The 10,186-nt window shown below is 61.2% G+C and carries 13 protein-coding genes and 1 rRNA gene (1 of these 14 running past the window's edge); 2 read left to right on the top strand and 12 right to left on the bottom strand.

Annotated elements, in window-relative coordinates; genetic code table 11:
* The 11 genes from LMT64_RS10160 to LMT64_RS10115 all read right to left on the bottom strand — a co-directional run.
* Positions 1–418, bottom strand: a 23S ribosomal RNA gene (locus tag LMT64_RS10160) (it extends 2,455 nt beyond the left edge of the window).
* Between the two features lie 271 nt (positions 419–689).
* Complete coding sequence (locus LMT64_RS10155; protein ID WP_229253209.1) at positions 690–2,069, bottom strand: NupC/NupG family nucleoside CNT transporter; 1,380 nt, start codon at positions 2,067–2,069, stop codon at positions 690–692.
* 106 nt (positions 2,070–2,175) lie between these two features.
* Positions 2,176–3,030, bottom strand: a complete 855-nt coding sequence (locus tag LMT64_RS10150; RefSeq protein ID WP_229253208.1) for a menaquinone biosynthetic enzyme MqnA/MqnD family protein — start codon at positions 3,028–3,030, stop codon at positions 2,176–2,178.
* Positions 3,031–3,049: 19 nt separating this feature from the next.
* Entirely contained in the window at positions 3,050–3,946 is an 897-nt protein-coding gene (locus LMT64_RS10145) for an aminoglycoside phosphotransferase family protein (protein ID WP_126352540.1), read from the bottom strand.
* A 228-nt stretch (positions 3,947–4,174) separates the two neighbouring features.
* A complete protein-coding gene (locus LMT64_RS10140) occupies positions 4,175–4,516 on the bottom strand; it encodes a hypothetical protein (protein WP_126352541.1) in 342 nt (113 codons plus the stop codon).
* A 4-nt stretch (positions 4,517–4,520) separates the two neighbouring features.
* Entirely contained in the window at positions 4,521–4,742 is a 222-nt protein-coding gene (locus LMT64_RS10135; RefSeq protein ID WP_126352542.1) for a hypothetical protein, read from the bottom strand.
* 12 nt (positions 4,743–4,754) lie between these two features.
* Entirely contained in the window at positions 4,755–5,897 is a 1,143-nt protein-coding gene (gene mqnE, locus LMT64_RS10130) for an aminofutalosine synthase MqnE (RefSeq protein WP_126352543.1), read from the bottom strand.
* A gap of 76 nt (positions 5,898–5,973) precedes the next feature.
* Positions 5,974–6,327 carry an MFS transporter gene (locus LMT64_RS14240; RefSeq protein ID WP_324295860.1) on the bottom strand — a complete coding sequence of 118 codons (354 nt, stop codon included), beginning with the start codon at positions 6,325–6,327 and terminating at the stop codon, positions 5,974–5,976.
* Between the two features lie 15 nt (positions 6,328–6,342).
* Positions 6,343–7,203 (bottom strand): MFS transporter, encoded by an 861-nt coding sequence (locus tag LMT64_RS10125; protein ID WP_324295859.1) that lies wholly within the window; start codon positions 7,201–7,203, stop codon positions 6,343–6,345.
* 75 nt (positions 7,204–7,278) lie between these two features.
* Positions 7,279–7,674 carry a hypothetical protein gene (locus LMT64_RS10120; protein WP_126352545.1) on the bottom strand — a complete coding sequence of 132 codons (396 nt, stop codon included), beginning with the start codon at positions 7,672–7,674 and terminating at the stop codon, positions 7,279–7,281.
* 268 nt (positions 7,675–7,942) lie between these two features.
* Positions 7,943–8,575: a nitroreductase family protein gene (locus LMT64_RS10115; protein WP_126352546.1), complete on the bottom strand. Its 633-nt coding sequence runs from the start codon at positions 8,573–8,575 to the stop codon at positions 7,943–7,945.
* Positions 8,576–8,659: 84 nt separating this feature from the next.
* Between LMT64_RS10115 and LMT64_RS10110 the strand changes: the two genes are divergently transcribed.
* Together LMT64_RS10110 and LMT64_RS10105 are read left to right on the top strand one after the other, a co-directional pair.
* Entirely contained in the window at positions 8,660–9,019 is a 360-nt protein-coding gene (locus LMT64_RS10110) for a winged helix-turn-helix transcriptional regulator (RefSeq protein ID WP_229253207.1), read from the top strand.
* 85 nt (positions 9,020–9,104) lie between these two features.
* Positions 9,105–9,419, top strand: a complete 315-nt coding sequence (locus LMT64_RS10105; RefSeq protein WP_126352547.1) for a cupin domain-containing protein — start codon at positions 9,105–9,107, stop codon at positions 9,417–9,419.
* A gap of 61 nt (positions 9,420–9,480) precedes the next feature.
* Here LMT64_RS10105 and LMT64_RS10100 read toward each other — a convergent pair whose 3' ends face one another.
* Positions 9,481–9,984, bottom strand: a complete 504-nt coding sequence (locus LMT64_RS10100) for a hypothetical protein (protein WP_126352548.1) — start codon at positions 9,982–9,984, stop codon at positions 9,481–9,483.
* Between the last annotated feature and the right edge of the window lie 202 nt (positions 9,985–10,186).

Raw genomic sequence — 10,186 nt, 5'->3', positions numbered from 1 at the left:
ATTCAGTCATCGTTTCACGAACAACGACCTACTCAGGTGCCAGTACAGTCAGATTGCTTTTCCCCTACAGGACTATCACCTTCTGTGGTGCTGTTTTCCAGCGGCTTCAGGTAAGCGATCTGAATCTTAAAAACTGGTCCTACAACCCCGGAACGTAAACGTTCCGGTTTGGGCTCATCCGGGTTCGCTCGCCGCTACTAACGGAATCGATGTCTCTTTCTTCTCCTTCAGGTACTGAGATGTTTCAGTTCCCTGAGTTCCCTCCCACAAACGTGGGTACCCTTACGGGTGGGTTTCCCCATTCGGACATCCTGGGATCAACGCCTATCTCCGGCTCATCCAGGCTTTTCGCAGGTAATCGCGTCCTTCATCGGCTCCAGTGCCAAGGCATCCACCGTGGGCTCTTAATATCTTGACCCATCAAGATTTCAAAACTTCATCTATACCTACAGGTACGACTCGGTGTTTAAAAACAGGATTATATGCTCTTGTTCTCGCATTTCTCTTCTGTTGTCATGCTGCTCGCCTCAACTGAGGCTCAGAAACTATACAAGCCCTGCACTCACCTGTCAACCCCTTCCCGTTGAACCAATCTAACCAAACGCCGGAAAGCACCAAAATCATTTACCAGGACAACAAAAAACCGCCGATCCTATCGGCGGTTCAAGAAATGAAGGTCTACGGACAGCTCAGGCACCAGCCCCTTGTAGAGCCACCAGCATTCCCGCAATGGTTCCGCTCATCAGGTTGGCCAGGACGCCTGCAGCAATGGCGCGCATACCCAACTGTGCGATATCAGGGCGGCGACTGGGAGCCATGCCGCCTAGACCGCCAAGCAAAATACCCAGTGAGCTGAAGTTGGCAAAGCCGCACAGCGCGAAGGTCACAATCGCCTCGACCTTGGGCGAGATACTGCCTTCTTTAAGGGCATTGGCGAAGTCAATAAAGGCGACGAACTCGTTGGTCACCAGTTTCTGCCCCAGGAAACTGCCTGCTTGAACAGCCTCAGACCAAGGCACACCGATTAGTGTGGCAAGGGGAGCGAAGAGCCAGCCTAGGATCAACTGAACCGTCAGGCACTCGTAGCCGAACAGACCACCAATTCCACCCAGGATCAAGTTGATTAGGGCAATCAGGCCGATGAAGGCCAGGAGCATGGCTCCTACATTGAGCGCCAGTGCCATCCCCTCGGAAGCGCCGCGGGCTGCAGCGTCAATGACGTTGGTGTCGCCGCCGTCCATATCCACGTTGGACGTGGTGTGGGTAGCGTCTGCGCCCATCCCCTCAGGTTCACGGGCCGTAGCAGGCGCAGACTGCTCTAGCGTGACTGGTCCCTGAGGAGTAGCTACAGTTGCCGTGGCGCGGGGGCGGCCAGTAATGCCAGAGTAGTCCTGGATACGCTCGGTTTCAGGAAACAACATCTTGGCCATCAGCAGACCGGCAGGGGCGGCCATGAAGGAAGCGGCGATCAGGTAGTCCAAACGTACACCCAGACCAGCGTAACCAGCCAGCGTACTCCCTGCCACGCTGGCCAGACCGCCCACCATCACCGCAAACAGCTCCGAGCGGGTCATTCCAGCCAGGAAAGGTTTGACGACCAATGGTGCTTCCGTCTGTCCCACAAAGATGTTGGCGGTGGCCGACATGCTCTCGGCTTCACTGGTGCCCAGCAGCTTGGTCAGCGCCCCACCCAGCAAGCGGATAATCCACTGCATGACGCCCAAGTAATACAGCACGGCAATCAGCGAGCTGAAGAAAATGATGATCGGCAAGACGTTGAAGGCAAAGATAAAGCCCACACTGTCCATAGCGGCACCGTTGGTCAGATTGCCAAACAGGAAATTGATGCCTTCGTAGGCGTTGTTGATGACGCTCTGTACTCCCCCAGACACTGCTTGCAATACGCTGCGGCCCGGCTCCCAGAACAGCACCATAAATGCGAACAGCAACTGAATGGCCAGCGCGCCCAGCACCGTACGCCAATTGATGGCGCTGCGATTGGCAGAAAAGGCCCAGGCCAGTGCCAGCAGGCCCAAGATGCCCCCAATACCCCACAAAATGTCGTTCATATCGCTCAGAGCTTAATACATAGCCAAGCCCTAGTACATCTTCAGCACACAATCGGTACGATTCGGATCTGTCTTTTGGCTTACCACATGGGGACGTACGTCTAACTTACCAGGGCAAAAACTCCAGCGGAGCGTGCCCGGGCAGCATCCGAGCGGCAAATTCATTCAGACCGCGCTGATCTGGGCCTTCTAAGTGATAGCGGAAATTCCAGAGGTAGTGCTGCACCACCCGTTCAGGCAAGCTCAGCTTGTGGGCATGCCGCTGTGAGATGTCGCCTAGCTGCCCGATGCCCTGACGGCGGGCGTCCCGCATGGCCTGCAGCAACTCCGGCGGAGGCGGGGCGTCCTTCTGGAACGCCCACACAGCAAACACGAACGGATGCCCGGTCAAGCGATACCATTCCTCGGACAGATCGGTGACACAGATCCCACCGCGCTGATGTGGCAAGCGGGTCATGCTGACTTCAGGCGTGAGCGGCCCAGCCACTCCATACCACTCACGCAGGGCGCTGTCCCCGATGCGGAGCACCCCGTCAAAGCCCTGAGCCAGCAACGCCTGCGCCTCGCCCTCGGCGCGGGTCAGTTCGGGCGAGAGGCCGCGTTCACGCAGCAGCACTTCCAGCAGCGCGACGCTGGCCGCGCTTTGGGAGGTCAGGGCGATGCGCCGCAGCTGCGGCAGAGGCCGGGTATGAAACAGGTTGACCGAATACACCTGCCCCAGCACGCTGACGCTGAAATCGGGCAAGGCCGCCAAGCGGTCGGCATGACGGATAAATTCAGCCACGCTGATGTTGGCGATGTCTACCTCGCCGCGCAGCAGTGCGCCGTTCATCCGGGTCGGTACGCCCGTGATCGCCGTCACGCTGGGCGGCAGCACCAGCGGATCAAGGATCGGGGCGACGTTGGTGTAGTGAATCCAGCCTGCGCGGTAAGAGGGCGGGAGTGGAGAAACGGCAGTCACAGCTCCACTATGCGCCTTCTCAGCCGGGACCATCCGGACGTAATACTTCGGCAATAGTACGCCGGGACGCAGCAGCGATAGCCGGACTGCGGTGCAGGTAATACGGCAGGGCAATCACCGCAATGGACAGCGCCCAGCCCCGTGCCCGCTGCCAATCAGCGGCACTGAACTTCAGGGCATTCATAAATTCGGCGCGAGCTGGAGCGTCTAAGAGCACCCAGGCGACCGCCAGTTCACAGGCCGGATCACCCACCGCCAGGGTGCCAAAGTCAATCACGGCGCTCAAACGTCCATCGGCGACCAGAGGGTTGCCCGCTTGCAGATCGCCGTGAATCCAGACGGGTGGGCCCGACCAGGGCGGAGCAGTGAGGGCGGCCTCCCAGAAGGACGTGACGGCTGCCCTGTCTACATCTTCTGGCAGCTGAGCGATGCTCTCACGCATGTACTCGTCCCGTTCGATCAAGGGCACACCGCGCCCAAAGTTCTCGTCACCGGCGCGGGGCGCACCCGCCGTATCTATCGCCTGCAGGGTGCGGATAAAGTCGGCCAGATCCACGGCCACCCGGCGCAGATCCTGACCAGGCTGCGGGGTCTGGCCTGGCAGCCAGCGGTAAATACCCCAGGGCAGCGGATATTCTCTGCTCGGCTGGCCCAGTTCCAACGGTTGCGAGATGGAACAAGGCAAGTGCGGGGCCAGGCGGGGCAGCCAGATCCAGTCCTTGAGAATCTGTCCTGAGGCGTCCTCGGTCCGGGGCAAACGCACCGCCAAGTCACCCCCCAGGCGGTACATGACATTGTCGGTGCCACTGCTCAGCACCCGCCGGAGCGGCAACTCTGCCCACTGCGGAAACTGCGCCGACAGCAACTGCCGGACCAGCGCGGTATCGGTGGGGATTTCGTCTGGGTGGAGGGTCATGGAGGACAGTTTCTCAGGGCCCGGTCCTAGCGGACATCGGCCAGATGGCGTAGCCCGCTGGTGAAGGCACTCCTGACTCTCTTGAGAAGAATAACCCGTTGGCGAATAACGCCGAGAGTGTTAGCAGCCGGTTCAGCATGGCATGAATCAACCTTAGCCCAGGTGCGGACGGCTGCGCCCCAGCCACAGCAAGGTAAGGGCCACTCCCAGCCAGACGGCCAGGTCGAACTAGGGCGAGAGGGGCAAACTGTAGTAGGTCAGGCCCCAGTCGCCCCTGCCAGAAGCCAGAGCGATTGCAGACAGAAGCGCCACCGGAAAGGTCAGCAGGGCCACCCCAGCCCAGTGAAACAGCCCTGATGCGCCCTGTCCGGAGCGCCACTGCCGCCAGCCGCGCAGCAGCAGACTCAAAGCGCCCCACAGCAGTAGCCCCAAGCCCAGAGCGCACAGCCAGGGCCAAACCTGATAGGCGATGTACGGCAAAGGCACGGACCCCAACACCGGAGCCAGGCCGACCAGTATGGAGAGAACCCCCAGTACGGTCAGCCAGGTAGGGTGGCGGGTCACAGGCATGGCGTCAGTCTAACCAGAGACGGTGTGACCAGCCCGCCAGCAGCAAGCAGGCCAGGCCCAACAGCGCCAACGGCCACAGCGGAGCCAGGTGAACCACAACGTAGTCCGACGCGTCTGGCGGTGGAATCAGTATCAGCCAGGCCGCAACCACCAGAGGGAGCAGCAGCGGCGAGGCCAGGAGAAGGCCCCCCACGCTGGCCAGCCACCAGCGTTGTCTGCGGGTCATCACAGCTCGGCGCTAGTCCGCCGCTTCGGTCCGGAGAGGAAATTGCTGCAACTCGTTGTAGTAGGCGTCGCGCAGCACCGGCAGGCGGTCCGCGTGCTGAATCATGCGGATCAAGCCTTCTTCACTCAGGCGCATCGGACTGGTGGCGCCAGCAGCATGGGCGATGTGTTCCTCCTGAATGGTGCCGTCAATGTCCGACACGCCCCAGTCCAGCGACACCTGGGTCAGCTCAGAGCCGATCATCACCCAGTAGCCCTTGATGTGCGGGAAGTTATCGAGGTAGATGCGGGCCACCGCCAGGTTGCGCAGGTCATCCAGGCCAGTGGTGTATTCAGTCTTGCCGAGGTTCTGTGCCAGGGTATTCCCCATAGGCTGGAAAGCCAGCGGGATAAAAGCGTGAAAGCCGCCGCCAAAGCGGGTGAGGCTGTCGTCCTGCAGGGTCCGCAGGCGGTCCATATGGTCCAGGCGTTCCTCCAGCGTCTCGATGTGGCCGTACAGCATGGTCGCGTTGGTCCGCATCCCCAGGCTGTGCGCCTCCGAGTGAATACTCAGCCACTCGTCCGACTTGACCTTATTTTTGGCGACGGCGCGGCGCACCCGCTCAGCAAAGATTTCCGCGCCGCCGCCCGGCATGGCCGCCAGTCCCGCTGCCTGCAACTCGCGCAGCACGTCCAGGGTGGGTTTCCGCGCGATCTTGGAAAGGTGCTTGATCTCGGCGGCGGTAAAGGCCTTGATCTGCAATTCGGGGTAGGCGGCCCGCAGCCCACGCACCATTTCGGGATAGTACTCCCAGGGATGGTTGGGGTGATGCCCGCTGCTCATGTGCAGCTCGGTGATGCCGGGCAGGTAGCGGCGACCCACCTCCTGCACCACTTCGGCGGGCGAGTAGTCCCAGGCCCGCTCCTCGCCCTTGCGGGCCGCAAAAGCGCAAAAGGTGCAGCCCACATAGCAGATGTTGGTAAATTCCAGCCGCATGGAATGGACGAAATACACTTTGTCACCGTGCAGGCGCTCTTTTTGTAGGTTGGCCAGCCGCATCAGCCCGTTCAGGTCACGGGTCTGGTAAAGGTACAGTCCTTCTTCGAACGACAGGCGCTCACCCGCCTCGACTTTGGCGGCAATGGGATGTAGTTGGGGGTCACGCAGCCAATCCATAGGGGGCAGTGTACGCCTGCCAGTCCACCAGGCAGAAGGCCGAATGACACCTTGCGCAGTCTGCTCTGGCTGCGGCTTACTTCACCCCACCCAGAGCATCGTTCTTACGTAGCGCCCGCAGGACCAGCACCAGACCCGAGGCCATGAACACAGCCCCCATTGCGAAAGCCGCACCGGGGAAGTGCAGCCAGGCCATCTGCCCGGTAAATGCCGCAAAGACACTGGTCGCCAGCAGCGGGCCGACGATCCCGACCAAACTGTTCAGGCTGGAGATGGCACCCTGCACCCGTCCCTGTTCACTGTCCGACACCTGGCGGGAGATATAGCCCTGGATGGCTGGCTGCGCCAGACCGCCCAGCGCGCCGATCACCAACGAGATCCACAGCAGCGGCGCCGTGGTGGCGAAGGCCAGCAAGATGAACTCTACCAATGCGAAGCCCAGGCCTCACAGGATGGTGCGGCGCTCGCCATAAGCGGCAATAAAGCGGCCTACCATTGCGCCCTGCACCACTGCAGTCAGGAGTCCCGACACCGCCAGAGCCACGCCGTTTTGTCCTGGTGTCCAGCCCAGCACCGCCTCGGTAAACAGCACCCAGGTGCTGAAGATGACCTGCATGGCCAGGCCGATCAGGATAAAGACCCAGGTGAGGTTCCGCACAGCTGGGTAAGTGGTCAGGGCTGCAAGCGGCTTCAGCGGGTTCAGGTCGGCCCACTGCCAGGTGGCACTGCGTTTTCCGGGCGATAGCGACTCGGGCAGGATGAAATAGCCGTATAGCCAGCTGATCCCGGAAATCACAGCGGCGAACAGGAATGGAGTCCGCAGGCCGTATTCACCCAACAGACCACCCAGCGCCGGACCCAAAATAAAGCCCAGGCCGAACATCGCTCCGATTTTGCCGAAGTTGGCGGCCCGCTGCTCTGGTGGGGACACGTCTGCGATATAAGCGTTGATCACCGTGATGCTGGCTCCGGTCGCCCCGGCAATGATCCGTCCCAGCAGCAGCCACCAGAGGCTGGGGGCAAAGTACAGCACCAAGTAGTCCAGTGCCATGCCTGCGGTGGCGACCAGCAGCACAGGCCGCCGCCCGAAACGGTCACTCAGGCGTCCCAGAATAGGCGCCATCAGGAACTGCATGACCGCATAAGCTGCCGTCAGGACGCCGATCATACGCGCCCCCGCCGCATCGGACCCGGCCAGTTCCTTGACCAGCCCTGGCAACACCGGAATGATGAGACCGATACCGATCACGTCGATCAGGGCGACGATCAGGATGAAAACCAGGGCGGGTGGGCGTGCAGTTGCCATAACGCCCCAGCATACGCGTCACCGGAGAAGGACGGATCAGCCAAACAGCTTAGGACACCGCAGACAGGGCCTGGGTCAGTCGCCTAACACGTCCGTGGTGGTCGTGATCTGGCCGAGGCCTGCGCCCTGGGCAGACGCTGCACGCACGGTCAGCCGCTGGACGTGTTGCCGCATCTCGGCGGCTTCAGCGCGCCACCGCTGCTGCTCCGATCCGGTTCCAGGCGCGGTTTCGCGCCACTCCGCCATACCCTGATACAGCAGCGCGGCCTGTTCCAGCTCATAGCGTTCGCTGCCCAGTGCGGCCAGTCCAGCGCCCCCAAAGCGCCGCCTGAGTTTGCCGGGCAAGCTATGGTCGGCCCGGATTTCACGCGCCCGCAAGTCGTGGGTGGCCAGATCACGCGGGTCAGGGTCCGGGGAATGCTCCAGCTGCGTAGCCATATTGGTGTAACCGCTGATTCGGAAAGTGGTCATGTGAGACGCTCCTGATTCCCCCGGAGGAGGCGCGGGAAAGAGTGACAGCAGGGCCGGAATGTAACCAAATAGACAGACTTCCGCCCCATGTTACTTCCTTAGGCAGCTGTGCACCAAAGCCGGCTCCGCAGCACAAGCATCCCCTTCGACAAGGGCCGAGAGGCAAGAAAAAGTCTCAGCCAGAAACGGATGAGCCATTAAACAGCAAAACCACAAAAAAAGGCAGAGGGAGAAATTCCCTTCTGCCTTTCTGACTGTCCCTTTTGCCTTACTTCCAGGTGGTCACGCGGTCCACGCTGTGGCGGTGGTGGGAAAAACCCTCTTCTGCGCGCTTGCCTACCGGGTAAATCCCGGCAAACTGCACGTGCTCGGGCAGGTCCAGCAGTTCACGGACCTTGGCAGGGTCAAAGCCCAGCATCGGCACGCCGTCGTAGCCCAGGCCACGGACGGCCAGCATCAGGAAGCCAAAAGCGATATTGGCCTGAGCCAGTCCCCACTGACCGCGCTGAGCGACATCCTGCGCGCCAAAAGCACCGTCAAAGGTCTGGCGCTGCTGGCTGCGGCCCGCTTCCCCCATGCCGGGGTGGGCGGTGTCTTCGGCGGTCTGGAGGGTGTCTTCCATGTCGGAATAAACCACGATCACAGCGGGGGCATTCGTTACCTGTGGCTGGCCGTAGGCAGCGGCCTGCAGCTGCTCTTTGAGGGCCGGGTCCTGCACTACCACAAAGCGCCAGGTCTGGGCATTCCAGGCGCTAGGGGCCAAGCCAGCCAGGCGCAGCATCTCGCGCAGGTCCGCTTCGGGAATCGGCCCCGACTCAAAGCGGCGAATAGAGCGGCGGCTCTCAATGATGTCGGTGATGGCCTGAGCTTGGTCGGTTTCGGGAAGAGCAACATTGGTCATGCCGGCAAGATTATCCCCACTGCTTTAGTTCGTCAAGCGATCTGAATTTTGAGGTAATTGACCCGGTGCGCTAGAATGCTCAATATGAATGCTGCTCCTCCTCCCATGCCGGAACACCCACCCGAGTTCTGCCCGGTCTACCGCGCCATCGGCATCTTGCAGGAAAAGTGGGTGCTGCACATCATTCGCGTGCTGCTGCAAAGTGAGATGGGCTTTAACGAACTGGCCCGCGCCGCTGGCGGCTGCAATAGTGCCACCTTGACCCAGCGGCTGGAACAGCTCGAAAGCCTGGGGATCGTCAGCAAGCGGCTAGAAGAGGGGCCGACGCGCCTGGGCCGCAGCGTTTATAGCCTGACACCCGCTGGCCGTGAGCTGCAGACCGTCATTGACGCTATTGGAGACTGGGCCACCCGCCAGTTGCCGGCGGCTGAGCCTGCCCACTGACGCTTGCCCAATGCTCTTGTGTGAACTCCAAGGCTCTCCCAAGACGGCTTCACCCCGGCTCATACTGGGCCTTTCAGACTGAAGCATGACCAATTACAAAGTCAGTACTGGTGAGACCACCCACGGCGAGAATGGCGAGCACCACCTGGTCAAGGGAGAGCAGAGCGCCATGCGGCTATGGCACCGCGAAGAACCTGCAGATACCCAGGACAAGCAGCCGCATGCCAACGATTATGAAACCCTGGGATACGTGGTCAGTGGCCGCGTAGAACTGATGGTAGACGGTAAAACTTATTCATTAGAAGCGGGTGACTCCTACCTGGTTCCCCGTGGTAAGGAACACACCTACCGCGTCACGGAAACCCTGACGGCGGTAGAAGTCATCTCCCCCGCGCAGTAAGCCATGCCCTCCAAGAGCAACTACCCGCGTCAACTGGGGTATCTGCTCTTATTTCACTGGCTCATTTCACCCGTGTCAGGGTGCAGGCGGGCAACCCCGCTGCTACGCCGGTATTCACATACGACTGGTAGGCGCGGTTCAGGGCCAGCCCTTCCAGGGTGGCGGTCTGCACATAGACGCCGCTCAACAGTTCATTGACTGAGGCCGAATCACTGCGCACCACGCAGAAGTCGAAAAAGCGCAGGTCGAAGGTGGTTTCACTGCGGCCTGCCACAATAACCGAGCGACCCTGACCCAGCGGCAGGAAGCGGAACAAGTCTTCGGTCTTGCCCGTCACGGTGGTGATGGGTGCTGTGCGGTACTGCACGGTACCGTCGGTTTGGAGTTCGCGCTCGCCTACCGTGAGCTGACGTGAAAGTTGAAGGTTGCCGCCCGCCGCCGGCGAGAGCATGGTCCACTCCTGGCCTGTCACCAGCGGCGAGCCAGTCAGGTCCGGGGCCGTCATGGCAGGGGTACAGGCCGTCAGCATCAGCCCCAGCGCGGCCGGGAAAAGAAGTCTGTTCATCAGGGTCCAGCATAGGGCAGGGGTGGATGAAAAATGGCTGCATGGCCGCACTACGGGCGCGGTGGGGTCGGCTGTCCCTGGGTACGCGGCGGGCGGAAAAGAGATTTGCTCTCCCCCACCCACGCCAAGCCCCCGCCGCCCCCAGAAGGGAGCCAAAGCGGAGGCTTGGGCGTGGGTAGAGAACAGGGGTTGACACTTTGTG

Origin of the sequence: Deinococcus radiophilus (genome assembly GCF_020889625.1) — a bacterium.
Classification (GTDB): Bacteria; Deinococcota; Deinococci; order Deinococcales; family Deinococcaceae; genus Deinococcus; species Deinococcus radiophilus.
This window is presented reverse-complemented; position numbering and strand designations above follow the sequence as displayed.

Bases quoted from the DNA above. Each gene is read 5' to 3' on its own strand.
- LMT64_RS10155 (WP_229253209.1), bottom strand. From the start codon at position 2,069: ATGAACGACATTTTGTGGGGTATTGGGGGCATCTTGGGCCTGCTGGCA.
- LMT64_RS10145 (WP_126352540.1), bottom strand. From the start codon at position 3,946: ATGACCCTCCACCCAGACGAAATCCCCACCGATACCGCGCTGGTCCGG.
- LMT64_RS10140 (WP_126352541.1), bottom strand. From the start codon at position 4,516: ATGCCTGTGACCCGCCACCCTACCTGGCTGACCGTACTGGGGGTTCTC.
- LMT64_RS10135 (WP_126352542.1), bottom strand. From the start codon at position 4,742: ATGACCCGCAGACAACGCTGGTGGCTGGCCAGCGTGGGGGGCCTTCTC.
- mqnE (WP_126352543.1), bottom strand. From the start codon at position 5,897: ATGGATTGGCTGCGTGACCCCCAACTACATCCCATTGCCGCCAAAGTC.
- LMT64_RS10125 (WP_324295859.1), bottom strand. From the start codon at position 7,203: ATGGCAACTGCACGCCCACCCGCCCTGGTTTTCATCCTGATCGTCGCC.
- LMT64_RS10120 (WP_126352545.1), bottom strand. From the start codon at position 7,674: ATGACCACTTTCCGAATCAGCGGTTACACCAATATGGCTACGCAGCTG.
- LMT64_RS10115 (WP_126352546.1), bottom strand. From the start codon at position 8,575: ATGACCAATGTTGCTCTTCCCGAAACCGACCAAGCTCAGGCCATCACC.
- LMT64_RS10110 (WP_229253207.1), top strand. From the start codon at position 8,660: ATGAATGCTGCTCCTCCTCCCATGCCGGAACACCCACCCGAGTTCTGC.
- LMT64_RS10105 (WP_126352547.1), top strand. From the start codon at position 9,105: ATGACCAATTACAAAGTCAGTACTGGTGAGACCACCCACGGCGAGAAT.
- LMT64_RS10100 (WP_126352548.1), bottom strand. From the start codon at position 9,984: ATGAACAGACTTCTTTTCCCGGCCGCGCTGGGGCTGATGCTGACGGCC.